Consider the following 26421-nt stretch of genomic DNA (forward strand, 5'->3'; position numbering starts at 1 on the left):
AAGCAGTTTGACGCGTGAATATGCCCCGATTTGCTAGGGTGAAGATGCGGCATTAGAATGTGCTCACTTCCGCTCATGGAAGCAACCGACCCACGCTGAGGCGAGCGCGCTTGATCCTTTACGAGTATCCCTTCAACGAGCGAATCCGGACGCTGCTGCGCCTCGAAGACCTGTTCGAGCGCTTCACGTTCTTTCTGACTCAGGAAGACGCGCGAGAACATCACGTCGCGCTCACGACGCTCTTCGAGATCGCCGAAGTCGCGGGCCGCACGGACCTCAAGGCCGACCTCATGAAGGAACTGGAACGGCAGCGACAGACGCTCGCGCCGTTTCGCGGCAATCCGGGTATCGAACAGGAAGCGCTCGAAGCCGTGCTCGGCGAAATCGAGCAGACACTGACCGGCCTCACCGACATGCACGGCAAGACCGGTCAGCATCTCGCCGACAACGAGTGGCTCGCAAGCATCCGCAGCCGCACGATCATTCCCGGCGGCACGTGCAAATTCGATCTGCCGTCGTATTACGCGTGGCAGCAGTTGCCGGTCGAGGAGCGCCGTCAGGACATCGCGAAGTGGGTCATGCCGATGCTCGCATTGCGCGACGCGGCGGCCATCGTGTTGCGGCTCGCACGCGAATCCGGCCAGGCGTCGAAAGTCATGGCGATGCAGGGCAGCTATCAGCAGATGTTGTCCGGCCGCACGTATCAGCTGATGCAGGTCCGCGTTTCACCGGACACGCGCGTGATTCCGGAGGCGAGCGCCAACAAGTACATGCTGTGGGTGCGCTTCACCGTGCAGGACGGCGATCTGAAACCGCGCGCCGTCGATGTCGACGTGCCCTTTCATCTGACGCTTTGCAGCCTTTGAATCGGGAGCGGTTTGGCCTCATATGGTCAAATAACGTCCGTAACCGACTCGATTCGTAATCGTCATGACCACTGTCGTCAAATGCCCGACCTGCGGCAAGGATGTCCGCTGGGTTCCCGAAAACCGCTTTCGCCCTTTCTGCTCGGAGCGCTGCAAGCAGATCGATCTCGGCGCGTGGGCGGCCGAAAAGTACAAGATCGCGGGAAATTCGCAGGAAACGCCGCCGGACGAAGACAATCACGGCGGCCTCAACTAAGCTTCGAGCGCCGTTATTCGCGCTCTTCCTCTTCGAGCCATTCGAGGATCGGAATGGCAGCAGGCAGAAGCGGCGCGACATCGACGGGAAGCGTCTGCCAGCTGATCGCCTGACCTTCGCGCCCGAGCGGCGCGCCCGTCCACTCCGTCACCTTGCAGAAAAAGAGACGCACGTAGGCGTGCGGATAATCATGCTCGAGCGTGCGCCAGAGCTGACACGCGGCGACGTCGATGCCCAGTTCCTCGTGCAATTCGCGCGAAAGCGCCGCCTCGACGCTCTCGCCTGGCTCGAGCTTGCCGCCCGGAAACTCCCAGTAGCCTTCGTACGGTTTGCCCGCGGGCCGCTGCGCAAGCAGATAGCGTCCGTCGCGCTGCACCATCACGCCGACGGCCACTTCCGTCACCTTGCGGCCATCGGGCGCGATATCCGTCTGCGAATCGCTCATTGCTTGCGTCCCGACCAGTCGCGTGCGAATTGCCACGCGACGCGCCCCGAGCGCGAGCCGCGTTCGAGCGCCCAGACGAGCGCATCGCCGCGTGCGCATTCGACATCGGCGTCATTGCAGCCGACGTGCTTCAACCAGTGCGAGACGATCGACAGATAATCGTCCTGCTTGAACGGATAGAAGCTGACCCACAGACCGAAACGCTCGGACAGTGAAATCTTTTCCTCGACCACTTCGCCGGGGTGAATCTCGCCATCGGACGTGTGCTTGTACGTCTCGTTGTCGCTCATGTATTCGGGCAACAGATGACGGCGGTTCGATGTCGCATAAATCAGCACATTGTCCGATTGCGCCGCGACCGAGCCATCGAGCGCAACCTTCAGCGCCTTGTAGCCCGACTCGCCTTCCTCGAAGGAAAGATCGTCGCAGAAGACGATGAAGCGCTCGGGCCGCGTCGAGATCAGATCGACGATATCGCCGAGATCGTGCAGATCGTCCTTGTCGACTTCGATGAGCCGCAGGCCGTCCTTCGAATACGCGTTCAGGCACGCCTTGATCAGCGACGACTTGCCCGTGCCGCGCGCGCCCGTCAGCAGCACGTTGTTCGCCGGCAGCTTGTTCACGAACTGCTGCGTGTTCTGCTGAATCAGGCCTTTCTGACGATCGATGTTCTGAAGGTCATCGAGCGAGATTGGCGAGATCGCTGGCACCGGTTGCAGGAAGCCGCGCCCCTGACGCTTGCGCCAGCGAAACGCCACCGCCGATGCCCAGTCGATATCCGGCGCAGCGGGCGGCAACATGCCTTCGATGCGCGCCAGAACCGCTTCGGCGCGCGTGAGGAATTGTTCGAGTTTGTCCATGCTCACGAGCGATAGTCGGCGTTGATGCTCACGTAATCGTGCGAAAGGTCGCAGGTCCAGACGGTCGCTTGCGCGTTGCCGCGTCCAAGCACCACGCGAATCAGAATTTCGCTCTTCTTCATCACGCGCTGGCCGTCTTCTTCCTTGTACTCGGGATTGCGTCCGCCCGCTTTCGCGACCAGCACGTCATCGAGATAGAGATCGATCTTGCCGACATCGAGATCCGTCACGCCCGCATAACCGATCGCTGCGAGAATGCGGCCCAAATTCGGATCGGACGCGTAGAACGCGGTCTTCACGAGCGGCGAATGGCCGATCGCATACGCGATCTGGCGGCATTCCGCTGCGTCCTTGCCGCCTTCCACCGTGATCGTCATGAACTTGGTCGCGCCTTCGCCGTCGCGCACGATGAGTTGCGCGAGTTCCTGCGCGACTTCGGTCACCGCGTCGCGCAGTGCGGCGTAGGCGGGCGAATCCGTCGACGTGATCGCGGGCAGCGACGACTTGCCCGATGCAATCAGGATGAACGAATCGTTGGTCGACGTATCGCCGTCGATCGTGATGCAGTTGAACGAGCGATCCGCGACGTGCTTCACGAGCTGGTCGAGCACCGGCTGCGCGACGTTCGCATCGAAGGCGAGGAAGCCGAGCATCGTCGCCATGTTCGGCTTGATCATGCCCGCGCCCTTGCTGATGCCCGACAGCGTGACGACATGACCGTCGATCGTCACCTGACGCGATGCCGCTTTCGGCAGCGTGTCGGTCGTCATGATGGCTTGCGCGGCGTCGAACCAGTGCGCGGTCTTCTGATTGGCGAGCGCGGCGGGCAAACCGGCCTTCAGACGATCGATCGGCAGCGGCTCCAGAATCACGCCGGTCGAGAACGGCAGGATTTGCTGCGCGTCGAGGCCGGCGAGACGCGCGAGTTCCGCGCAGGTTTCGCGCGCGTGCGCCATGCCCGGCTCGCCGGTGCCCGCGTTCGCGTTGCCCGTGTTCACGACGAGCGCACGAATCCCTTTGCCCGCTGCGAGATGCTCGCGGCAGACCGTCACTGGCGCCGCGCAGAAGCGGTTCTGCGTGAACACGCCCGCGACGCTCGCGCCTTCATCGACGCGAATGACGAGCACGTCCTTGCGATTGGGCTTGCGGATGTTCGCCTCGGCGTAACCGAGCGTGACGCCGGCAACGGGATGAAGCGCTGCGGGATCGATCGAGGGGAAATTGACGGCCATGTTCGCGTCTCGCTGAAGTGGCGCGTGCCGGCTCACGGAACCGGCACATGATGGAAGACTGACGCCGGCCAGCGGAATTGAACCGGCGCCGTGAATGATGGATGCTGCAAAGACAAACGACGCATCGCTGCGTCGCTTGTTCATAAAGTCACCGGCCGATTACACCAGCTTGCCGTGACAGTTCTTGTACTTCTTGCCGCTGCCGCACGGGCACGGATCGTTGCGGCCGACCTTCGGCACGTCGTCCGAGGGATGCGTCGCCACGCTGACGTCGTCGCCGGCGGCCATCGCCTGACTGACCATCTGCGCGGTGGCGCTCGCTGCTGCCGCGGCGGGCGTCGGCTCCGCGGCCGGCGCGTTGAAGTCCGCGTGCGTGAACGACACGTTCTCCAGATGGCTGCCCTTCTCTTCGTACTGCTCGGCGGCTTGCTCGAGCTGCTCCGGCGACTGGATCTGCACGTTCATCACGACGCGCGTGACTTCCTGCTTCACGGCATCGAGCATCGCGGCGAACAACTCGAATGCCTCGCGCTTGTATTCCTGCTTCGGGTTCTTCTGCGCATAGCCGCGCAGATGGATGCCCTGACGCAAGTGATCGAGCGCGGCGAGATGCTCGCGCCAGCGGCTGTCGAGCGTCTGCAGCATGATCGAGCGCTCGAACGCGCTGAACGATTCGCGGCCAACCATCGCGACCTTCGCTTCGTACGCTTCGTCGGCAGCGGCGAGGACGGCTTCGCAGATCTCTTCGGCGTCGATCGAATTCGACTCGTTGATCATCTCTTGGACCGCGAGATCGAGCGACCAGTCGTTGCGCAGCACTTCTTCCAGCTCCGGCGCTTCCCACTGTTCTTCGATACTGCCCGCCGGGACGAACGTGCGCACCACGTCGCCGATCACGCTCTGGCGCATTGCGGCGATGGTTTCCTGCACGTCGTTCGCTTCGAGCAGTTCGTTGCGCTGCTGGTAGATCACCTTGCGCTGATCGTTCGAGACGTCGTCGTATTCGAGCAGTTGCTTGCGGATATCGAAGTTGCGCGCTTCGACCTTGCGCTGCGCGCCTTCGATCGAACGCGTGACCATGCCCGCTTCGATCGGCTCGCCTTCCGGCATCTTCAGGCGATCCATGATCGCGCGCACGCGGTCGCCCGCGAAAATGCGCAGAAGCGGATCGTCCAGCGACAGATAGAAGCGCGACGAACCCGGATCGCCCTGACGGCCCGCGCGGCCGCGCAACTGGTTGTCGATACGGCGCGACTCGTGACGCTCGGTGCCGATGATGTGCAGACCGCCCGCGGCCTTCACGTGATCGTGCAGCGCCTGCCATTCGTCGTGCAGCTTCTGGATGCGCGCGGCTTTCTCTTCCTCGGGAATCGACAAATCCGCTTCGATGAACGACGCCTGTTTCTCGACGTTGCCGCCGAGCACGATGTCCGTGCCGCGACCGGCCATGTTCGTCGCGATGGTGACCGCGCCCGGGCGGCCCGCTTCCGCGACGATCGCCGCTTCGCGCGCGTGCTGCTTCGCGTTGAGCACTTCATGTTTCACGCCCGCTTGTCCGAGCAGGCCGGACAGCAATTCGGACGCTTCGATCGACGTGGTGCCGACAAGCGTCGGCTGGCCGCGTTCGACGCACTCGCGGATGTCGCGAATCACCGCGTCGTAGCGCTCCTTCGACGTCTTGTAGATCTGATCCTGCTTGTCGACGCGCTTCGGCGGACGGTTGGTCGGAATCACGACCGTTTCGAGGCCGTAGATTTCGTTGAACTCGTAGGCTTCGGTGTCCGCCGTGCCGGTCATGCCGGACAGCTTCGCGTACATGCGGAAATAGTTCTGCAGCGTGATGGACGCGAGCGTCTGGTTCTCCGCCTGAATCTGGACGTGTTCCTTCGCTTCGACGGCCTGATGCAGACCGTCCGACCAGCGGCGGCCGGTCATCATGCGGCCCGTGAATTCGTCGACGATCACGACTTCGCCGTTCTGCACCACGTAGTGCTGATCGCGCAGGAAGAGCGTATGCGCGCGCAACGCGGCATAGATGTGGTGCATCAGCGTGATGTTCTGCGGCGCGTAAAGGCTTTCGCCCTCGCCGATCAGGCCCCACTCGGCGAGCAGACGCTCGGCCTTCTCGTGGCCCGATTCCGTCAGGAACACCTGGCGCGCTTTCTCGTCGAGCGTGTAGTCGCCCGGCTTTTCGACGCCCGTGCCGTCCGCCTTCTCTTCGCCGATCTGCTGTTCGAGCAGCGGCGGCAGCGCGTTCATGCGCACGTAGAGGTCGGTGTGATCTTCAGCCTGACCGGAGATGATGAGCGGCGTACGCGCTTCGTCGATGAGGATCGAGTCCACTTCGTCGACGATCGCGAAATTGAGCGGCCGCTGCACGCGCGCTTCGGTCTCGTAGACCATGTTGTCGCGCAGATAGTCGAAGCCGAACTCGTTGTTCGTGCCGTAGGTGATGTCCGCGCCGTACGCTTCCTGCTTCTGCGAGTGCTCCATCTGCGACAGATTCACGCCGCACGAGAGACCGAGGAAGTTGTAGAGGCGCGCCATCCATTCGGCGTCGCGCTGGGCGAGGTAGTCGTTGACCGTCACGACGTGCACGCCGCGGCCCGAGAGCGCGTTCAGATACGCCGCGAGCGTCGCGACGAGCGTCTTGCCCTCGCCGGTGCGCATTTCGGCGATCTTGCCGTAGTGCAGGACCATGCCGCCGATGAGCTGGACGTCGAAGTGGCGCATCTTCAGGACGCGCTTGCTCGCCTCACGACAAACGGCGAACGCCTCGGGCAGGATCACGTCGAGCGATTCGCCACCCGCGACGCGCTGACGGAACTCATCGGTCTTGGCGCGCAGCTGATCGTCCGAATACTTCTCGACGGTCGGCTCGAGGGCATTGATCGCCGCAACGGTCTTTTGATACTGCTTGACCAGCCGCTGATTGCGGCTGCCAAAAATCTTCTGAAGGAAACCGGTCGTCATCGGATCAGTGTCTGCGTCGCGGCTTCGGACGGGCGCAAGCACCAAGCTGCGTCCGGGCTCGGAGAACCTCGGCGACTTAAGTCCATTAGGTGAAATTCGAATCGGGAATTTTAGCACGCGAGTCTGGCAGACCTTGCGTCCGTGTGCCCACGCGTGCGTAGACGGAACGCGACAGTCAACCGGTTGAAAGCTTGCGTGCAGGCAGCTTCCGTAAAGGCCGTCCCGCGGGAACGACGGCCTGCCTCGCGTACAATCGAACAGTTCCGTCGGGCATCCGCCTAAGCAAAAATGAGCCGCTTTTCTACAAATTCAAGATCGGGTTTCGACCCGCGCCGCCCGCAAGCCGTCGCGGACGTGCTGGATCGCACCGATGCGTTCCGCGCACTGCGCGCCGGCGTCGAGCAAGTGGCGGCGCTGCAACGCGACCTGAGCTCGCTTCTGCCGGATTATCTGGCGTCGAATGTCGAGCCGGGCTTCATCAAGGACGGCGTGCTCGCGCTCTTCGCCGCGCATAACGCGCTGGCGGCGCGGCTGCGGCATATCGAGCCGCGCCTGCTTGCGGATCTGCAACAACGCGGCTGGGCCGTCAACGCACTCAAAATTCGCGTTCGCCCGCAGCCGATGAAAGAATCCGCGCCGCCGAAACAGGCGCGCATGTCGGCGGCGGGCGCGTCGGCGCTGCACGATCTGGCCGAATCGCTCGAGCCGTCGCCTTTGCAGGAAGCGCTCGCGCGCATGGCCGCGCGACATCAGGCGCGCGGACAAAAAAAATGAGCGGCGCAGGGCCGCTCATTTTTATCTTGCTTCGTTGACGTTCGTGTTCAGGCAAACGCCGTCTGCGTGTCGAAACCGAAGCCGCGCGGCGCTTTTTGCGTATCGTCGAACGTGACGATTTCATAAGCGTCTTCGTTCGCAAGCAGTTCGCGCAGCAGCATGTTGTTCATGGCGTGGCCGCCCTTATACGCCTTGTACGAAGCCAGCAACGGATGACCGGCCACGTACAGGTCACCGATCGCGTCGAGCATCTTGTGCTTCACGAACTCGTCGTCGTAACGCAGGCCGTCATTGTTGAGGATGCGGTATTCGTCGAGCACGATCGCGTTGTCCATGCTGCCGCCGCGCGCGAGACCCAGTTCGCGCATCATCTCAACTTCGTGCGCGAAGCCGAACGTGCGGGCGCGGGCAATGTCACGCACATACGACGTGGTCGCGAAATCCACTTCCAGCGCCTGACCGGTTTTGTCGACGGCCGGATGGCGGAAATCGATGGTGAAGCTCAACTTGAAACCGAAGTACGGCTCGAGACGCGCGAACTTGTCGCCGTCGCGCACTTCGACGGGCTTCGTCACCTTGATGAACTGCTTCGGCGCGTTCTGCTCTTCGATACCCGCCGATTGAATCAGAAACACGAACGATGCCGCGCTGCCGTCCATGATCGGGATTTCCTCGGCGGTCACGTCGACAAACAGATTGTCGATGCCAAGGCCCGCACACGCCGACATCAAGTGCTCGATGGTCGAGACGCGCGCGCCATCCTTCTGCAACACGGATGCAAGACGCGTGTCGCCGATAGACATCGCGGACGCGGGAATGTCGACCGGCTCGGGCAGGTCGATACGCGAAAACACGATGCCCGTGCCGATGGGCGCGGGTCGCAGAGTCAGGTCGACCTTGCGACCGGAGTGGAGCCCGATCCCCACGGTTTTGACGACGGTCTTGATTGTTCGCTGCTTCAACATGATGTTCTTTCCGATTTATGTTCCCTATAAAGGAAATCAATCGTGCGTTAAATTCTAATAGGCCGAATTATACTCCATCTGTCGCACGCCGTCCTGATCCAGCTGGTATCAACTGTTTCCCTGTGTTACGCCACGGCAGCGAAATTGTGAAGTAGAACGGGCCGATGCCCGGAATGGAGGCATTTCCGGTCATCGGCCCCAAATTGCGGCTCAGTGCGAGGGCGCGTTCAGCGTTGCGCGCGGGCAACGCGACGGCCGCTGCACTCAGCGCAACGTCGCCAGGATGTTTTGAGCGTCGCTGACTTCGAACTTGCCGGGCGCTTCGACATTCAGCGTCTTGACTACGCCGTCGTCGACCACCATCGCGTAGCGCTGGGAACGGATTCCCATGCCACGCTCGGACAAATCCTGATCCAGTCCGAGTGACTGAGCGAAACGCGCACTGCCGTCCGCGATCATCTTCACCTTGCCCGCGGTTTGAAGATCGCGTCCCCACGCGCTCATGACGAACGCGTCGTTGACGGAAACGCACCAGACTTCGTCGATGCCAGCCGCGGACAAGTCCGCCGCCTTCTCGACATAGCCCGGCACGTGTCTGGCGGAGCACGTCGGCGTAAACGCGCCCGGCAATCCGAAGATCACCACGCGCTTGCCGGCGCACCGCTCGCGCGCCTGGAACGCATTCGGTCCCACGGCGCAGCCTTCGGTGGCCTCATCGATGAACTCGAAGAGACGCACGTCAGGCAACGTATCACCCACTTTGATCATGCTCGGTCCTTCCCTCGTCAGTGCTCGCGGACATCCTTGCGATTGCATCGTCCCGCAACCGCGCCAAAAGTCTTTGCAGCGATCCCGGCTTCAATCTGCCTGCCTCGACGTCAGGGGCAAATTCGTGGGGGTCGGCTGGCCACGGCCCGGCGTCCATTTTGCATCAGGACGCGGCCTTGGACAGTCGCCCCACGCGAAGCCTGCATCATCCGCGCCAGACGTTCAGCGCGTGCACGCGGTGTGCTGCATCGTCAAAGATTACTCAGCAGCAAAGAACGTGCGCTTCGCGTCAGTCTGCCTGCTTGCGCAGGAACGCCGGAATGTCGTACGTATCGACGCCCTTTTCCTGCAACGCCTGCACGTGCGATGCCGCCGTTTCACGCGTGGAACGCCACACTGCCGGCGTGTCGAGCTGACCGTAGTCCGTCGTCGGCTGGCCGTGCTGCGTGCCGTACGTGTTGTGCGAAGGCTGATGGCCGTGCGAGATCGGCTGGTTGTCGGTGCCCGTGCGCAGGAGCGTCATCGGCGCTTGCTGCTGCTTCTTCGCCGCGCGGCCCAGACCCGTTGCCACCACCGTCACGCGCAGGGCGTCGCCCATTGCGTCGTCGTACACCGCGCCGAAGATCACGGTTGCATCGTCAGCCGCGTAGGACTTGATGGTGTTCATCACTTCACGCGTTTCCGACAGACGCAGCGAACGGCTCGACGTGATGTTCACCAGCACGCCACGCGCACCCGACAGATCCACGCCTTCCAGCAGCGGGCTTGCGACAGCCTGCTCGGCAGCGAGACGCGCGCGATCGACGCCGGCAACCGTTGCCGTGCCCATCATCGCCTTGCCCTGCTCGCCCATCACGGTCTTCACGTCTTCGAAGTCGACGTTCACGAGGCCATCGACGTTGATGATTTCCGCGATACCGGCCACTGCGTTGTTCAGCACGTCGTCCGCGCACTGGAAGCACTTGTCCATCTCGGCGTCGTCGCCCATCACCTCGAACAGCTTGTCGTTCAGCACGACGATCAGCGAGTCGACGTGATCCTCCAGTTGCTGCGAGCCCGCTTCCGCGACGCGCATGCGGCGGCCGCCTTCGAACTCGAACGGCTTGCTCACGACGCCAACCGTCAGAATGCCCATTTCCTTGGCGATCTGCGCGACCACCGGTGCTGCGCCCGTGCCCGTGCCGCCGCCCATGCCGGCGGTGATGAACACCATGTGCGCGCCGCGCAGTGCGTCGGCGATACGCTCACGTGCGTCTTCCGCGGCTTCCTTGCCCTTCTCCGGCTTCGCGCCTGCGCCGAGACCGGTCATGCCCAGTTGCAGAACCGCAGGTGCGCGCGAACGAGCGAGCGCTTGCGCGTCGGTGTTCATCACGATGAAGTCGACGCCCTGCACGCCGCGGTTGATCATGTGCTGAACAGCGTTGCCGCCAGCACCACCAACGCCCACGACCTTGATGATCGTTCCGTTGGTTTCCGTTTCCAGCATTTCGAAATCCATGTTGCCTCCGTCAAGAATGAAGATCGGCGTTATTCGACGAGAGATCGGGCAACCCCTTGTCGCGCGCCAGCCGCCTGTACCGGCGCGTGATTCTTTTTGTTGCTTGTTGCGTGCTGCGTATTGCTTAGAAATTCCCGAGGAACCAGTCCTTCATCCGCGAGAACACTTGTCCCATCGAACCGTTCTGCACCGCGACCTTGCGTCCGCGCATGCGTTGCGAGCGGCCTTCGGCGAGCAGGCCCATTGCGGTCGAGTAGCGCGGATTGCGCACCACGTCCGCGAGACCGCCCGCATACTCCGGCACGCCGATGCGCACCGGCTTCAGGAAGATGTCTTCGCCGAGCTCGACCATGCCGGGCATCATCGCCGCGCCGCCGGTCAAAACGACGCCGCTCGACAGCAGCTCTTCGTAACCCGACTCGCGCACGACCTGCTGCACCAGCGAGAACAGCTCTTCGACGCGCGGCTCGACCACCGCCGCGAGCGCCTGACGCGACAGGGTGCGCGGACCGCGCTCGCCCAGGCCCGGCACTTCGATCATCTCGTCCGGATCGGCGAGCGCCTGCTTCGCGATGCCGTAGCTCACCTTGATGTCTTCCGCGTCCGGAGTGGGCGTGCGCAGCGCCATCGCGACGTCGCTCGTGATCTGATCGCCTGCGATCGGAATCACGGCTGTATGACGGATCGCGCCTTCGCTGAAGATGGCGATGTCCGTCGTGCCGCCGCCGATATCGACGAGCACCACGCCCAGCTCCTTCTCGTCCTCGGTCAGCACCGCCAGCGACGAAGCGAGCGGTTGCAAAATGAGGTCGTTCACTTCGAGCCCGCAGCGGCGCACGCACTTCACGATGTTCTGTGCCGCGCTCACCGCGCCCGTCACGATGTGCACCTTCACTTCGAGGCGAATGCCGCTCATGCCGATCGGCTCGCGCACATCCTCTTGCCCGTCGATGATGAATTCCTGCGTCAGGATGTGCAGCACCTGCTGATCGGTCGGGATGTTGATCGCCTTGGCCGTTTCGATCACGCGCGCGACATCCGCCTGCGTGACTTCCTTGTCCTTGATCGCGACCATGCCGCTCGAATTGAAACTGCGGATATGGCTGCCCGCGATTCCGGTGAATACGTTTGTGATCTTGCAATCCGCCATCAGTTCGGCTTCTTCGAGCGCGCGCTGGATGGATTGCACCGTGGCCTCGATATTGACCACGACGCCCTTCTTCAACCCCTTCGAGTCGCTCTGACCGAGTCCGATCACCTCGTAGTGGCCTTCGCCCTTCAGTTCGGCGACGATCGCGACCACCTTCGACGTTCCGATGTCGAGGGAAACCAGCAGGTCTTTGTAGTCTTTGCTCATAGCGTGCTCATGCCTGTGATGTCTGCTTACTTCTTGGCCTTGTCGGTGTCGTTTATGAAGCGCATGTTCGCGGCTCGTATGGCAAAGCCGTTCGGGTACCGCAAATCCGCATATTCGATGTCCTTCCCCCAGCGCCCCGTGACGGACGGCCACGATGCGACGAAACGCTTGCAACGGTCGTTCAGCGTGTCCTGGTTACGCTCGCGGCCCAGCTCGATCTGCGTGCCGTTCGAAAGCTTGACCGTCCACGCGAAACGCGGCGACAAGGTCACTTCCTCCGGCTTCGCGTCGAGCGGCGCGAACCACTTCTCGAAATCGTGATACCGCGCGACCACTTCCTTTGCCGTGCCCTCGGGCCCATCGAACGCGGGAAGGTCGTCGTCGAGCTCGCCCTGGTTCGCGGTGAAGAGATCGCCGTCGACGCTCACCAGCTGATCGTTGCCCCACGTGCCGAGCGGCTTGTATTCCTCCAGCGTCACCGCGAGCGCGTTCGGCCATACGCGCCGCACGCTCGCGTGACGGACCCACGGCACCTGTTCGAACGCGGCGCGCGCGGCATCCAGATCCACCGTGAAGTAGTTGCCCTTCAGGTGACCGACCACGCTCGCCCGCACGACCGGCGTGCTGATGTGCGCCGTGTCTCCGTCGACCTGAATTTCGCGCAGGCGAAACTCGGGACGCTGGATCGCCCAGTACCCCGCGGCGCCCAGAAGCAGCAGCACGAGCACGACGTGCAGCGCATTGGCGGCGAGGTTGAGATGGCGAACGTTGTTCCACATGGTTTCGCTTGTTCGTGTCCTGAGTGTGATCGACCTAATTCTTCAGCGTGAGCGACAGCACCTTCACGACGAGATCCTTGTAGCTGATGCCGACCGCGCGCGCCGCTTTCGGTGGCAGCGAGTGATCCGTCATGCCGGGCGCCGTATTCACTTCGAGGAAGTACGGGTTGCCGTCCGAGTCGAGCATGAAATCCGCGCGGCCCCAGTCGGTGCAGCCGAGAATCTCGAAGGCGCGCTTGGTGAGCTGCTTCATGCGCGTTTCTTCGGCTTCGGTCAGGCCACACGGAATCAGATACTGCGTGTCGTCGGCGACGTACTTCGCGTGATAGTCGTAAAACTCGCCCGCCGGCACGATCTTGATGACCGGAAGATCGAGATCGCCCGCGATGCAGCACGTGAACTCGCCGCCGCCCTCGATACTCTTCTCGACGATCACGATCTTGTCGTAATTCACCGCTTCCACGAGCGCGGGCACGAGCGCTTCCGCACTCTTCACCTTGATGACGGCAACGCTCGATCCTTCGCTCGCCGGCTTCACGAAGAGCGGCAGCCCGAGCTTCGCGATGATCTCCTGCGCGCGCGCCGCGTAGTCTTCCCCGCGAAAGACCGTTTCGAACGGCGGCGTAGGAATGCCGGTCTGCTGCCACACGAGCTTCGTGCGCAGCTTGTCCATGCCGAGCGCCGAGCCGAGCACGCCGCTGCCCGTGTAACGGATGCCGTAAAAATCCAGCGCGCCTTGCAACTGCCCGTTTTCGCCGTAGCCGCCATGCAGCGCGATGAACGCGCGCACGAAGCCTTGCGCCTTCAGATCCGAAAGCGGATGCCGCGCCGGATCGAACGCATGCGCGTCGATGCCTGCGTCGCGCAGACCTTCGAGCACGAGGCGCCCGGAATTGAGCGACACCTCGCGCTCGGCGGAATTTCCACCGAGCAGGACCGCGACTTTGCCGAAGACTTTCGGATCGATTTGATTCACTTGATTACTCATGTTCTTGCTCTTACTGAGGCTGGGGTTTAGCCAGCTTCCCGCATACGCCGCCGATGGAACCCGCGCCCATTGCGATCACCACGTCGCCGTTGCGCGCGATGGTCGTCACCGCGTCGGGCACTTCGTCGATCGTCTCCACGAATACCGGCTCGACCTTGCCCGCGACGCGAATCGCCCGTGCCAGCGCGCGGCCGTCGGCGGCCACGATGGGCGCTTCGCCGGCTGCGTAGACATCGGTGAGCACGAGGGCATCGACCGTCGACAGCACTTTCACGAAGTCCTCGAAGCAATCGCGCGTGCGCGTGTAGCGATGCGGCTGGAACGCGAGCACGAGACGCCGGTCGGGGAATGCACCGCGCGCCGCCGCGATCGTCGCGGCCATTTCGACCGGGTGATGCCCGTAGTCGTCGATCAGCGTGTACGCGCCTTCGCCGTTGTTCGTGTTCACTTCGCCGTAACGCTGGAAGCGCCGGCCCACGCCGTTGAATTCGGCGAGCGCACGCTGGATATCGGCATCGGCGACTTCAAGTTCAGTCGCGATTGCAATGGCCGCGAGCGCATTCTGTACGTTGTGCGTGCCCGGCAGGTTCAGCACGATGTCGAGCGACGGCGCGTCTTCGCGCAGCGTCGTGAAATGCATGCGGCCGTTTCTCGCCTCGACGTTCACCGCGCGCACCTGCGCTTCGGCGCCGAGACCGTAGCGGATGATCGGCTTCGACACGAACGGCAGGATTTCGCGCACGTTCGGATCGTCGACGCACAGCACGGCGATGCCGTAGAACGGCAAGCGATGCGTGAACTCGATGAACGCCTGCTTGAGCCGCGCGAAGTCGTGGCCGTAGGTGTCCATGTGATCGGCGTCGATGTTCGTGATGACTTCGATCACCGGGAAGAGATTGAGGAACGACGCGTCGGATTCATCGGCTTCCGCGACGATGAAGTCGCCCGTGCCCAGACGCGCGTTCGCACCCGCGCTGTTCAGGCGCCCGCCGATCACGAAAGTCGGATCGAGCCCGCCCGCCGCAAGCACGCTCGCGACGAGCGAAGTCGTCGTGGTCTTGCCGTGCGTGCCGGCGATCGCGATGCCCTGCTTCAGGCGCATGAGTTCCGCGAGCATGACGGCGCGCGGCACGATAGGCACGCGACGATGGCGCGCGGCGAGCACTTCGGGATTGTCGGGGCGCACGGCCGTCGACACGACGACCGCATTCGCGCCTTCGATGTTCTGCTCGTGATGGCCGATCTCGACGCGCGCGCCGAGCGCACGCAGACGCTCCGTGACCGCGCCGTTCGAGAGGTCCGAGCCGCTCACGTGATAGCCGAGATTCAGCAGCACTTCGGCGATGCCGCTCATGCCCGCGCCGCCGATCCCGACGAAGTGAATATGTTTGACGATATGTTTCATTTAATGTGCCTCCCGAGCTTGCGCGTCGAAACGCGCGCCGGCTACGTCGGCGCAAACACTCGCGACCCGTTCGGTCGCGTCCGGTTTCGCCAGCGCGCGCGAGCGCTCGGCCATTTCAGCGAGCGATGCGCGCGTCTGTGCGCGTAACCAGTCGGCGAGTTTCTGCGCCGACAAATCGCGTTGTTGTATCAGTTCAGCGGCGCCGTTCTTCGCGAGGAACGCGCCGTTGGTCGTCTGGTGATCGTCGACGGCGAACGGGAACGGCACGAAGAGCGCCGCCACGCCGACCGCGGCGATCTCGGAGACTGTCATTGCGCCCGACCGGCAGATGACGAGATCCGCCGATGCATATGCGCCCGCCATGTCCTCGATGAACGGCACGAGCCGCAGGTCGTCTCCACGAGAGAGGCCCGCGGCCGCGTAGTTCGCTTCCAGTGCTTCGATGTGCTTCGCGCCCGCCTGATGCACGATGCGCGGACGCTCGTCCGGTGCGAGCATCGCGAGCGCTTTGGGCACGGTTTCGTTGAGCGCGGCGGCACCGAGACTGCCTCCGACGACGAGCACGTTCAGGCGTCCCGAACGCGCGGCGTAGCGTTCTTTGGGTGGCAATGCGCTCGTTAGTTCCGCACGGATCGGATTACCGGTCCATTCGGCATTCGGCAGAGCATTGGGGAACGCGACGAGCACGCGCTTCGCGAGATGCGCGAGCACCTTGTTCGCGAGTCCCGCGATCGAATTCTGTTCGTGCAGCACGAGCGGGCAGCCCGCGAGCTTCGTCATGACGCCCGCCGGAAACGTGATGTAGCCGCCCATGCCGAGCACGACGTCCGGCTTCACGCGACGCAACGCGGCGAGGCTTTGCGAACACGCGCGCAGCAGATTCACCGGCAGCATCAGCTTGGTCTTGATGCCCTTGCCGCGCACGCCGCCGAAGCGCACGTATTCCATCGGAATGCCGTGCTTCGGCACGAGCGTCGCTTCCATGCCGCTCGCGTTGCCGAGCCACACCACGCGCCAGCCATGCGCCTGCATCCAGTGCGCGACCGCGAGCCCCGGGAACACGTGGCCCCCGGTGCCGCCCGCCATCACCATCAAGGTGCGGTCGCGTTGCGCGGTCATACCTTGCCTCCGCGCATCAAGACACGATTTTCATAATCCACGCGCAGCAACACCGCCAGCGCGACGCAGTTCAGCAGAATGCCCGAGCCGCCGTACGACACGAGCGGCAGCGTGAGACCCTTGGTCGGCAGAAGACCGAGGTTCACGCCCATGTTGATGAAGGTCTGCGCGCCGAACCAGATGCCGACGCCCTTCGCCATCAGACCGGCGAACGTGCGATCGAGCGCGAGCGCCTGACGGCCGATCTCGAACGCGCGGCGCACGATCCAGTAGAACAGCAGAATCACGCAGATCACGCCGACGAAACCGAGCTCCTCGCCGATCACCGCGAGAATGAAGTCGGTATGCGCTTCCGGCAGATAGTTGAGCTTCTCGACGCTGCCGCCCAGGCCCACGCCGAACCATTCGCCGCGCCCGAACGCGATCAGCGAGTGCGTCAACTGATACGCCTTGCCCTGCGCGTAACGGTCATCCCACGGATCGAGGTAAGCGAAGATCCGCTCGCGACGCCACGGCGACAACCACACGAGCATCGTGAATGTGCCGACTGCCGTCAGCACGAGGCCGCCGAACAGCTTGCCGTTGACGCCGCCGAGGAACAGCACGCCCATCGCGATCGCGGCGATCACCATGAACGCGCCCATGTCCGGTTCGAGCAGCAGCAGCGCGCCGACGAAGCCGACCGCGACGGCCATCGGCAAAAAGCCTTTACCGAAGCTGTGCATGAATTCCTGCTTGCGCACGGTGTAGTTCGCGGCGTAGATGGTCACCGCGAGCTTCATGATTTCCGACGGCTGCATGTTCGTGATGCCGAGCGGAATCCAGCGGCGCGCGCCGTTTACGCCTTTGCCGACGTGCGGAATCAGCACGATGATCAGCATCACCAGCGCGATGAGAAAGAGCTTCGGCGCGTACTTCTCCCAGATCTTGATCGGAATCTTGAACGCGATGGTTGCGCCGACGAGCGCCGTCGCGACCGAGATCAGGTGACGCACGAGGAAGTGATAGTCGCGGTAGCTCGCGTACTTGGGCGAATCGGGCATGGCGATCGACGCCGAGTACACCATCACGATGCCGAGGCCGAGCAGCGAGATCATCACCCACAACAGCGAATAGTCGTAGTCGAGCATCCGCGAGCGCGCGGGACGCACGCCGTTGACCGCGCTCGAAATGCCGCTGCCGCGCGTGCCGGAATTCGAGCGACCCGCGAGCGAGTCGCCCGGCATGGCGTTGCGCTGTCCGGTGAGTTTCGATCCGAAGCGTTCCGACCAGCTCATAGCATGACTCCTCGCGCGGCGGCGATTTCTTCGACCGCACCGCGAAACACGTCGGCGCGATGTGCGTAGTTCTTGAACATGTCGAGGCTCGCGCAGGCGGGCGAAAGCAGCACGGCGTCGCCGGCTTCCGCGATACGCGCGGCAGCGTTCGTCGCGGCTTCGAGCGTCGCGTGGTCTTCGAGCGCGACGCCCGTCGATGCCAGCGTTTCGCGGATGCGTTGCGCGTCGCGGCCGATCAGCATGACCGCGCGCGCCCAGCGTGCGACCGGCGCTTCGAGCGGCGAAAAATCCTGGCCCTTGCCGTCGCCGCCAGCGATCAGCACGACGCGTTGCGCAAGGCCGTCGAGCGCGGCGACCGTTGCGCCGACATTCGTGCCCTTGCTGTCATCGACATAATCGACGCCGTCGATCTGCGCGATCACTTCGACGCGATGCGGCTCGCCGCGATATTCGCGCAGGCCATGCAGCAGCGCCGCGAGCGGCAGATCGATCGCGCGTGCCAAAGCCAGCGCGGCGAGCGCGTTCGCCGCGTTGTGCAGGCCGCGAATGCGCAGCGCATCGACGGGCATGAGGCGCTTGGAAACGAGGTTCGGCTCGGCTTCGTCCTTCTTGCGGCGACGCGAGGTCACCGGCTCCGTGGATGCGTCCTGATCGACGCCGGCAACCAGCCACAACATGCCGTTGTCGCGCAGCAAACCGTAGTCGCCGACCGTCAGCGGTTCGTTCAGGCCGAACGTCACGACGCGATGTTGCGCGACGTTCGCCGCGAGCTTCATCACGCGGTTGTCGTCGCGGTTCAGCACGCGCGTCGTGGTCGGACCGAAGATGCGGCCCTTCGCGGCGGCGTAGGCGTCGAGACCGCCGTGCCAGTCGAGATGATCCTGCGTGATGTTCAGCACCGCGGCGGCGTCCGGCGTAAAGGTGTGCGCGGTCTCGAGCTGGAAGCTCGACAGTTCGAGCACCCAGACATCCGGCAGCGCGGTCTGGTCGATGGCGTCGGTGAGCTTGTCGAGCATTGCCGGGCTGATGTTGCCCGCGACCGCGACCGACTTGCCCGCGCGCTCGCACAGGAGGCCGGTGAGCGCGGTCGTCGTGGTCTTGCCGTTCGTGCCGGTGATCGCGATGACCTTCGGCGCGTAACCGTTCGCGCCGAGCCCGGCGAGCGCCTGCGCGAAGAGTTCGAGTTCGCCCCAGACGGGAATGCCGCGTTCGTTCGCCGCGGCGATCAGCGGCGCAAGGTCGTCCGCGAGCGGCGAAAGTCCCGGGCTGATCGCGACGAGTTCGATGCCGCCATCGAGCAGAGCGGGCGTGAATGCGCCGCCGACGAAATCCGCGTCGATCTTGTGGATCGCGAGCTCGGAGAGATTCGGCGGCGTTTCCCGCGTGTCGGCAATCCGCAGGCGGCAACCGTGCCTGGCGCACCAGCGCGCCATCGCGAGACCGGATTCACCCAGTCCCAGCACGAGCACCATCGGACTTTGCCGACCGACAAACTTCTCGCCAAACATCGCTTTACCTTTTACTGAAACTTGAATGAATCAACGCAATTTCAACGTCGACAGACCGAACAGGCACAACATCAACGTGATGATCCAGAAGCGCACCACCACTTGCGTCTCGGTCCAGCCGGACAACTCGTAGTGGTGATGCAGCGGCGCCATCTTGAAGAAACGTCGACCCTCGCCGTAACGGCGCTTGGTGAACTTGAACCAGAAGACCTGCAGCATCACGGAGAGCGTTTCCGCGACGAACACGCCGCCCATGATGAACAGCACGACTTCCTGACGGACGATGACCGCGATCGTGCCGAGCGCGCCGCCGAGCGCGAGCGCGCCGACATCGCCCATGAAGACCTGCGCGGGGTGCGTGTTGTACCAGAGGAACGCGAGGCCCGCGCCGCCCATGGCGGAACAGAAAATCAGCAGTTCGCCCGCGCCGGGAATGTGCGGGAACAGCAAGTACTTCGAATAGACCGACGAACCCATCACGTAGGCGAACGCGCCGAGCGACGCGCCCACGAGCACGACGGGCATGATGACGAGACCGTCGAGGCCGTCGGTGAGGTTCACCGCGTTGCTCGACCCGACGATCACGAAGTACGTCATCGCGATGAAGCCCCACACGCCGAGCGGATACGTGATCGACTTGAGGAACGGCAGCATCAGGTCGGCGCGCGCGGGAAGGCCCATCGAGAGGCCGCTGCGAACCCATGCCATGAAGAGATCGAACACGCGCGCGTTGTTCGCTTCGGACACGGAAAACGCGAGATATACCGCCGCGAACAGGCCGATCACCGATTGCCAGAAATACTTTTCGCGCGACGACATGCCGCGCGGATCCTTGTGCACGACCTTGCGATAGTCGTCCACCCAGCCGATCACGCCATAACCGAACGTGACGAGCATCACGATCCACACGAAGCGGTTCGTGAGATCAGCCCACAGCAACGTGGAAATGGCGATGCCGATCAGGATCAGCACGCCGCCCATCGTCGGCGTGCCGGACTTGACGAGGTGCGTCTGCGGACCGTCCTTGCGCACGGCCTGACCGACCTTGAGCGCGGTCAGCTTGCGGATGACCCACGGGCCGCAGACGAGGCCGATCAAAAGCGCCGTCGCCGTGGCACCCACGGCGCGGAACGTAATATAGGTGAACACGCGCATAAAGCTGGCGTCATTCTGAAGCCATTGCGCGAGTGCGAGTAGCATGCTGGTCCTTCTCTTTCAGTGAATCAATGAGCAGCGGGCGTATTGCCCGCCGCGGGTTGTTGTGGACTCGTCAAGGCGTCCACCACACGCTCCATCTTCATGAAGCGCGAGCCTTTTGCGAGATACGTAGCCTTGCTGCCGTAGCCTGCGTGTTCGAGTGCGCCGAGCATCGTGCTTACGTCGGCGAAATGCTGCGCGGATTGCTTCGATGCTGCCGCGTTGAATGCGTTCACGGAATCGGCACTGGCAGCGCCGAGCGCGAACAGCGCATCGATGCCGCGCTCGGCCGCATACGCGCCGACTTCGCGATGAAACGCCGGACCTTCCTCGCCGACTTCGCCCATGTCGCCCATCACGAGCACGCGCGGCGATGCCTGCGATGCGAGCACGTCGATCGCGGCGCGCATCGAATCGGGATTCGAGTTGTACGTGTCGTCGATGACGGTTGCGCCGGCGAGCGCGCCGAGGATCGCGCGCTTCACCTGCAAGCGGCCCTTTACAGGCTGGAACGCTTCGAGGCCGCGTTTGATCGCATCGAGCGAAACGCCTGCGGCGAGCGCCGCCGAAGTCGCCGCCAACGCGTTGCGCGCGTTGTGTTCGCCGAGCACGTTCAGCGCGATATCGAGCGCGCCTTGCGGCGTGCGCATGCGTACCGTCGTCCCTTCGAGCGTGCCGGTGACGGCGGCCTTCGATGCATCGCCGGTCAGCGCGAAGTCGATGATCGCGTTGTCCGTCGCGGCGGTGCGCCAGAAGACGGCGTATTGGTCGTCGGCGGGAAACACGGCGGTGCCGGTCTCGCCGAGCGCATGAATGACCGATGCGTGTTCGAGCGCGACCGCTTCGACCGTCGCCATGAATTCCTGATGCTCGCGCTGCGCGTTGTTGACAACGGCAACATCGGGCGCGGCGATCTTGCCGAGCACTTCGGTTTCGCCCGGATGATTCATGCCGAGTTCGACGACCGCGAGCTTGTGCGACGCGTTCAGACGGAACAGCGTGAGCGGCAAACCGATGTCGTTATTGAAGTTGCCGGCCGTCGCGAGACGCGCTTCTTCGCCGACCGCAGCCGCGAAGATCGACGCGATCATTTCCTTGACAGTGGTCTTTCCGTTGCTGCCCGTGACCGCGACGAGCGGCATCGTGAAGCGCTTGCGCCAGCCGTGCGCCAGCGCACCGAGCGCCGCGCGCGTGTCCTTTACCTTGATGACAGGAAGGGGCCAGGCATCGGAGTTGCTCGGGTCGCGTGACACGAGCGCCGCAGCCGCGCCGCTCTTCGCAACCTGATCCAGGAAATCATGCGCATCGAAGCGATCGCCCTTCACCGCGACGAACAGGTCACCGGCCTGCACGCCACGGCTGTCCGTGACGACGCGTTCGATGCCGATATCCGCTTCGCCCTTGATGGCGGCGCCGGGAATCGTCGCGGCGGCTTGAGCCAGCGTGAACATCGTCATTCGCCACCTCCGCGCTGTTGCGTGGCGCGTGCGGCAAGCGCGAGGCGCGCGTGATCCTGATCCGAGAAAGCGCGTTTCTTGCCCATGATTTCCTGCGTGGCTTCGTGTCCTTTTCCGGCGAGTACGACGACATCTTCGCGCGCCGCCGAGCGGATCGCCTGCAGGATTGCGCTCGCGCGGTCTTCGACGCGGCGCGCATTCGCGGCGTGCTTCATGCCCGTCGCGATCTGATCGATGATCGAATTGGGATCTTCGCTGCGCGGGTTGTCGCTCGTGATGACGACCTGATCCGCGAGACGTTCGGCGATTTCGCCCATCAGCGGACGCTTCGTCGCATCGCGGTCGCCGCCGCAGCCGAACATGCAGACGAGCTCGCCGCCGCGCGCCTGCGCGATCGGGCGCAGCGCGGCAAGCGTCTTGTCGAGTGCGTCGGGCGTGTGCGCGTAATCGATCACGACGAGCGGTTCGTCGCTCTGAAGACGTCCGCCGAGTCGCTCCATGCGGCCGTTGACCGATTCGAGTTTCTGAATGCGCGCGATGGCGGCGTCGAACGGCACGCCGACTTCGAGCAGCACGCCGAGCACGGAAAGCAGATTGCTCACGTTGAACGTGCCGAGCGTGCCGACTTCGACATCGGCTTCGCCCCAGTCCGACGACAAATGAAACGCGGTGCCGGTCGCCGTCGCGCGCACTTGACTCGCGAGCAGCATCGCGTCGGCGCTGGGCACGGCATCGGCGGGCATGTCGACGCCGTATGCAATCGTGCGCACCTTGCCGCGCAGCGATTCGATCAGACGCTGACCGGCCGCGTCATCGCGATTGACGATCGCCGTCTTCAGCGACGGCCACGCGAAGAGACGCGCCTTCGCCGCCTCGTAGGCGTCGAACGTGCCGTGATAATCGAGATGATCCTGCGTGAGATTCGTGAAGATGGCGATGTCGAAATCGACGCCATTCACGCGCCCCTGATGCAGCGCGTGCGACGACACTTCCATCGCGACGCCTTCCGCGCCTTGCGCTTTGAGTTGCGCGAGGCTGCGCTGCAACTGCGGCGCGTCGGGCGTGGTGAAGCCGCTGTGCACGAGCTTGCCCGGCATGCCGATGCCGAGCGTGCCGACGATCGCGCACGGACGGCCGAGCGCGCTCAGCGCCGTCGCGATCCACTGGCTGCACGAGGTCTTGCCGTTCGTGCCCGTCACGCCGACAGTGAGCATCGACGCGGTCGGCTCGCCGTACCACGCGGACGCGATCGGACCCGCGAGCTCGTTCAGCGCTTTCACGGCGAGCGTTTTCGACGCATCCGGCTTGCCTGCGAAATTCTCCGGCTGGTACAGGGCCGCGCCCGCACCCGCCGCGAGCGCGGCGTCGAGATACGGGCGGTTGTCCGCGCCGTCGACCGCATAGGCGAGAAACACGTCGCCGCTTTTGAGCGAGCGCGTGTCGGCGTGTAGTTGCGCCTCGGGCTGCACGTGGGCGCGCAGCCATTGAACGGCTTGTGAAACGTCCTTTTGCATCTTGCTCTGTCGGGCTTGCGCGCTCATCGCACGACTCCCGGGTGCGTCTTCGTATTGCTCGACACCGCGACTTTTTTCGCGGTGTTCGCGCTGTTCGTGTTCGCCGGCTGCTGCGCGGCGGGTTGGGCGGCGGAGTTCGAATCGTCCGTCACGACCATCTGCTTGACCGGCATGTCGGGCGGCACATTGAGCGCGCGCAAGGTATCGCCGACGATGCCCGAGAACACCGGACCCGACACCTGACCGCCGAAGTGGCTGCCGACCGTCGGTTCATCGACCGATACCGCCACGACGATGCGCGGATTGGGCATCGGCGCCATGCCGACGAACGATGCACGGTACTTCGAGTGATCGTAGCCGTGGCCGCCGTGCTTGTACGCCGTGCCCGACTTGCCGCCGACGCGATAGCCCGCCACCGCCGCATCCGGCGACGTGCCGCCCTTCGACACGACGGTTTCGAGCATCGCGCGCACTTCACGCGCCGTGGTCGGCGAAAACACTTGCTGACCGACCGGCGGCTGATCGCCCGCCGTACGGAAAATCGAGACAGGCAGAATCTTGCCGTCGTTCGCGATCGCCGTGTACGCGCGTCCGAGCTGGAACAGCGAGACCGACAGACCGTAGCCGTACGACATGGTCGCCTGCTCGATGCGCCGCCAGCTCTTCCAGGGCCGCAGCCGCCCGGTCACCGCGCCCGGGAAGCCAACCTTCGGCGCCTGTCCCAGACCGATGCTCGTGTACATGTTCCACATTTCTTCAGGACGCAATTGCATCGCAATTTTGGTCGCACCGATATTGCTCGACTTCTGAATCACACCGCCGACGGTGAGCGTGCCGAAGCCGGAATCGTCCGTAATGCGCGCGCCGTCGAGCACAAACACGCCGCCGCCCGTTTCGACGAGCGTATTCGGCGTCACGCGATGCAGATCGAGCGCGAGCGAAACGGTGAACGGCTTCATGATCGAGCCCGGCTCGAACGTGTCCGTGAGGATACGGTTGCGCAGCTGCTCGCCGGTCATCCGCGAACGGTCGTTCGGGTTGTACGTGGGATAGTTGACGAGCGCGAGCACTTCGCCCGTCTTCACGTCGATGACCATGGCCGCGCCGGCTTTCGCCTTCGTCTTCTCGACGGCGGCCTTCAGGTTCGCGTACGCGATGTACTGAATCTTGCTGTCGATCGAGAGCTCGACGTCGGCGCCGTTGTGCGGCACGACCTGCTCGTCGACGTCCTCGACAATATGGCCCATGCGGTCCTTGATGACGCGACGCATGCCCGGCGTGCCCGCGAGGACGCTCTGGTCGCCGAGTTCGACGCCTTCCTGTCCCTTGTCTTCAATATTAGTAAAGCCGATCAGGTGCGCCGTGATTTCGCCTTCCGGATAGAAGCGCTTGTATTCGCCGCGCGAATAGATGCCCGGAATGTCGAGCGCGGCGACTTTCTGCGCGACTTCGAGCGGCACCTGGCGCTTCACGTAGACGAAGGTCTTGTCCATCGAGAGCTTCGCGCGCAGCTCTTTTTCCGGCATGTCGAGCAGTTTGGACAACTGCGCGAACTTGTCCGCGCCGAGATCGTTCGGCACGGCTTCGGGAATCGCCCAGATGGCCTTCACCGGCAGGCTCGTTGCGAGCACGAGGCCGTTGCGGTCGCGAATCTGGCCGCGCGTCGCGGGCATTTCGAGCGTGCGCTGATAGCGGCTCTCGCCCTGTTTCTTGAAGAACGCGTTGCCCGGACCCTGAATCCAGAAGGCGCGCCCGGCGAGCGCGACGAACGCCATGAAAAGCAGGAACACGACGAACTTCGAGCGCCACATCGGCAGGCGCACGGCGAGCAGCGGGTTCGGCGTGTGAGCGACGTCTTTCTGCTTCGCGGATTTTTTCATCGCTTGGCTCCGCGTGCAGGCGGCGCCGATGCCGGCAGCGGCGGCGGCATCGGTGCGTCGGCGGCCTTGTTGGCGGCCGTGTCGTAGGTGAGATATTGCGTTCGGCCGGTCGTCACGGGCTGCATTTTCAGTGAGTTGGTGGCCAACTGCTCGATGCGCGATGTCTTGGACAACGCGCTCTGCTGGTACTGCAACTGCGCGTAATCCTGTTGCAGCTGACGCTCCTGCGATTGCGCCCGCTGCAAGTCGATGAAAATCTCCCGCTGCTGATTGGTGGAGCTGACGACCGACAGCGCGCAGCCAAGCACGACGATGAGCAGGAAGATATTGAGGCGATTCATGGCGCGATCCGCTCCGCGATACGCATCACCGCGGACCGCGCGCGCGGGTTGTCGGCGACTTCGGCATCACTCGGAAACACGCGGCCGACCACGCGCAGCGGCGGGCTGGGAAGATCGACCGCACGGATCGGCAAACGACGGTCCACCGCCGGCGCGCTTGCGTGCGCCTGCATGAACCGCTTGACGATCCGGTCTTCGAGTGAATGAAAGCTGATCACGACCAGCCGCCCCCCTTGCTCCAACAATGCCAGTGCCGATTCGAGTACTACCTGCAGCTCCGCAAGCTCTTGATTGACGTGAATCCGTATAGCCTGAAAGGTGCGAGTTGCCGGGTCCTTGCCCTTTTCACGGGTTTTGACGACGTGACCCACGATTTCGGCAAGCTCGCGCGTGCTGTCGAGAGGCCCAAGACGGTCGGACTCTGCCCGGCGAGCAACAAGCGCCTTTGCAATCTGAAAAGCAAACCGTTCTTCCCCATAATCTCTGATGACCTCCGTAATTTCCTGCACCGTGGCGCGCGCGAGCCACTCAGCCGCCGACTCGCCCCGAGTCGGATCCATCCTCATGTCGAGCGGACCTTCTGCGCGGAAGCTGAAGCCGCGCTCCGGGTCGTCCACCTGCGGCGACGACACGCCAAGGTCCAGCAACACGCCCGACACCCGCCCGACCCCGCGCTCGCTCGCCGCGTCGCGCAACGCTGCGAAGCTGTCATGCACGATCGAAAAGCGCGAGTCCTGAATCTGTTGCGCCGTGGCGATTGCGAGAGGATCCTTGTCAAACGCGATCAATCGCCCCGCATCGCCCAGTCGCTGCAAAATCGCCCGGCTGTGACCGCCGCGTCCGAACGTGCCATCTATATAGATGCCGTCCGCGCGCGTGATCAGTCCGTCTACCGCTTCGTTGAGCAGCACCGTGCGATGCTGCAATTCATTTCCCATCGCAGGAGCCATGTTGTTGAGCGC

23 protein-coding genes are annotated in these 26421 nt (G+C 63.7%); 3 read left to right on the forward strand and 20 right to left on the reverse strand.

Annotation, left to right across the window (positions count from 1 at the left end):
* Positions 1-110: 110 nt before the first annotated feature.
* Both zapD and yacG read left to right on the forward strand, forming a co-directional pair.
* The gene (gene zapD / locus AWB76_RS34060; RefSeq protein WP_061164498.1) at positions 111-866 is read left to right on the forward strand and encodes a cell division protein ZapD; all 756 of its coding nucleotides are present in this window, start codon (positions 111-113) and stop codon (positions 864-866) included.
* A 64-nt stretch (positions 867-930) separates the two neighbouring features.
* Positions 931-1122 (forward strand): DNA gyrase inhibitor YacG, encoded by a 192-nt coding sequence (yacG, locus tag AWB76_RS34065; RefSeq protein ID WP_061164499.1) that lies wholly within the window; start codon positions 931-933, stop codon positions 1120-1122.
* A gap of 13 nt (positions 1123-1135) precedes the next feature.
* Here the strand turns inward: yacG and AWB76_RS34070 are convergent, their stop codons facing one another.
* The 4 genes from AWB76_RS34070 to secA form a co-directional block, all read right to left on the reverse strand.
* The gene (locus AWB76_RS34070; protein WP_061164500.1) at positions 1136-1567 is read right to left on the reverse strand and encodes an NUDIX domain-containing protein; all 432 of its coding nucleotides are present in this window, start codon (positions 1565-1567) and stop codon (positions 1136-1138) included.
* Positions 1564-2427: an ATP-binding protein gene (locus AWB76_RS34075; protein ID WP_061164501.1), complete on the reverse strand. Its 864-nt coding sequence runs from the start codon at positions 2425-2427 to the stop codon at positions 1564-1566. The genes AWB76_RS34070 and AWB76_RS34075 overlap by 4 nt, the downstream gene beginning before the upstream one ends.
* Before the next feature lie 2 nt (positions 2428-2429).
* A complete protein-coding gene (gene argJ, locus AWB76_RS34080) occupies positions 2430-3659 on the reverse strand; it encodes a bifunctional glutamate N-acetyltransferase/amino-acid acetyltransferase ArgJ (RefSeq protein ID WP_061164526.1) in 1230 nt (409 codons plus the stop codon).
* A 159-nt stretch (positions 3660-3818) separates the two neighbouring features.
* On the reverse strand, positions 3819-6632 hold the full coding sequence (secA, locus tag AWB76_RS34085) for a preprotein translocase subunit SecA (protein WP_061164502.1): 2814 nt from the start codon (positions 6630-6632) through the stop codon (positions 3819-3821).
* A gap of 288 nt (positions 6633-6920) precedes the next feature.
* Between secA and AWB76_RS34090 the strand changes: the two genes are divergently transcribed.
* Positions 6921-7406 (forward strand): DciA family protein, encoded by a 486-nt coding sequence (locus AWB76_RS34090; RefSeq protein WP_061164503.1) that lies wholly within the window; start codon positions 6921-6923, stop codon positions 7404-7406.
* A gap of 47 nt (positions 7407-7453) precedes the next feature.
* Here the strand turns inward: AWB76_RS34090 and lpxC are convergent, their stop codons facing one another.
* The 16 genes from lpxC to rsmH form a co-directional block, all read right to left on the reverse strand.
* Positions 7454-8371: a UDP-3-O-acyl-N-acetylglucosamine deacetylase gene (lpxC, locus tag AWB76_RS34095; protein WP_061164504.1), complete on the reverse strand. Its 918-nt coding sequence runs from the start codon at positions 8369-8371 to the stop codon at positions 7454-7456.
* A gap of 264 nt (positions 8372-8635) precedes the next feature.
* Positions 8636-9139, reverse strand: a complete 504-nt coding sequence (locus tag AWB76_RS34100; RefSeq protein ID WP_061164505.1) for a peroxiredoxin — start codon at positions 9137-9139, stop codon at positions 8636-8638.
* 289 nt (positions 9140-9428) lie between these two features.
* A complete protein-coding gene (gene ftsZ / locus AWB76_RS34105) occupies positions 9429-10637 on the reverse strand; it encodes a cell division protein FtsZ (RefSeq protein WP_061164506.1) in 1209 nt (402 codons plus the stop codon).
* A 124-nt stretch (positions 10638-10761) separates the two neighbouring features.
* Positions 10762-11994 (reverse strand): cell division protein FtsA, encoded by a 1233-nt coding sequence (gene ftsA, locus AWB76_RS34110; protein WP_008342980.1) that lies wholly within the window; start codon positions 11992-11994, stop codon positions 10762-10764.
* A 26-nt stretch (positions 11995-12020) separates the two neighbouring features.
* The gene (locus AWB76_RS34115; RefSeq protein WP_061164507.1) at positions 12021-12773 is read right to left on the reverse strand and encodes a cell division protein FtsQ/DivIB; all 753 of its coding nucleotides are present in this window, start codon (positions 12771-12773) and stop codon (positions 12021-12023) included.
* A gap of 34 nt (positions 12774-12807) precedes the next feature.
* The gene (locus AWB76_RS34120; protein WP_061164508.1) at positions 12808-13749 is read right to left on the reverse strand and encodes a D-alanine--D-alanine ligase; all 942 of its coding nucleotides are present in this window, start codon (positions 13747-13749) and stop codon (positions 12808-12810) included.
* A 22-nt stretch (positions 13750-13771) separates the two neighbouring features.
* A complete protein-coding gene (murC, locus tag AWB76_RS34125) occupies positions 13772-15166 on the reverse strand; it encodes a UDP-N-acetylmuramate--L-alanine ligase (protein ID WP_061164509.1) in 1395 nt (464 codons plus the stop codon).
* Positions 15167-16285 (reverse strand): undecaprenyldiphospho-muramoylpentapeptide beta-N-acetylglucosaminyltransferase, encoded by a 1119-nt coding sequence (murG, locus tag AWB76_RS34130; RefSeq protein ID WP_061164510.1) that lies wholly within the window; start codon positions 16283-16285, stop codon positions 15167-15169. It abuts the gene before it with no gap.
* A complete protein-coding gene (gene ftsW / locus AWB76_RS34135; protein ID WP_061164511.1) occupies positions 16282-17562 on the reverse strand; it encodes a putative lipid II flippase FtsW in 1281 nt (426 codons plus the stop codon). Before ftsW ends, murG begins: the two co-directional genes overlap by 4 nt.
* A complete protein-coding gene (gene murD, locus AWB76_RS34140; protein ID WP_061164512.1) occupies positions 17559-19070 on the reverse strand; it encodes a UDP-N-acetylmuramoyl-L-alanine--D-glutamate ligase in 1512 nt (503 codons plus the stop codon). Before murD ends, ftsW begins: the two co-directional genes overlap by 4 nt.
* Positions 19071-19100: 30 nt before the next feature.
* Positions 19101-20270: a phospho-N-acetylmuramoyl-pentapeptide-transferase gene (gene mraY / locus AWB76_RS34145; protein WP_061164513.1), complete on the reverse strand. Its 1170-nt coding sequence runs from the start codon at positions 20268-20270 to the stop codon at positions 19101-19103.
* Positions 20271-20293: 23 nt separating this feature from the next.
* Positions 20294-21724 (reverse strand): UDP-N-acetylmuramoyl-tripeptide--D-alanyl-D-alanine ligase, encoded by a 1431-nt coding sequence (locus tag AWB76_RS34150; RefSeq protein WP_061164514.1) that lies wholly within the window; start codon positions 21722-21724, stop codon positions 20294-20296.
* Complete coding sequence (locus tag AWB76_RS34155) at positions 21721-23265, reverse strand: UDP-N-acetylmuramoyl-L-alanyl-D-glutamate--2,6-diaminopimelate ligase (protein WP_061164515.1); 1545 nt, start codon at positions 23263-23265, stop codon at positions 21721-21723. Before AWB76_RS34155 ends, AWB76_RS34150 begins: the two co-directional genes overlap by 4 nt.
* Positions 23262-25118, reverse strand: a complete 1857-nt coding sequence (locus tag AWB76_RS34160) for a peptidoglycan D,D-transpeptidase FtsI family protein (protein WP_061164516.1) — start codon at positions 25116-25118, stop codon at positions 23262-23264. Before AWB76_RS34160 ends, AWB76_RS34155 begins: the two co-directional genes overlap by 4 nt.
* Positions 25115-25459 carry a cell division protein FtsL gene (gene ftsL, locus AWB76_RS34165; protein WP_061164517.1) on the reverse strand — a complete coding sequence of 115 codons (345 nt, stop codon included), beginning with the start codon at positions 25457-25459 and terminating at the stop codon, positions 25115-25117. The genes AWB76_RS34160 and ftsL overlap by 4 nt, the downstream gene beginning before the upstream one ends.
* Complete coding sequence (gene rsmH / locus AWB76_RS34170) at positions 25456-26397, reverse strand: 16S rRNA (cytosine(1402)-N(4))-methyltransferase RsmH (RefSeq protein WP_096031390.1); 942 nt, start codon at positions 26395-26397, stop codon at positions 25456-25458. Before rsmH ends, ftsL begins: the two co-directional genes overlap by 4 nt.
* Between the last annotated feature and the right edge of the window lie 24 nt (positions 26398-26421).

Source organism: Caballeronia temeraria, from assembly GCF_001544795.2.
Classification (GTDB): domain Bacteria; phylum Pseudomonadota; class Gammaproteobacteria; order Burkholderiales; family Burkholderiaceae; genus Caballeronia; species Caballeronia temeraria.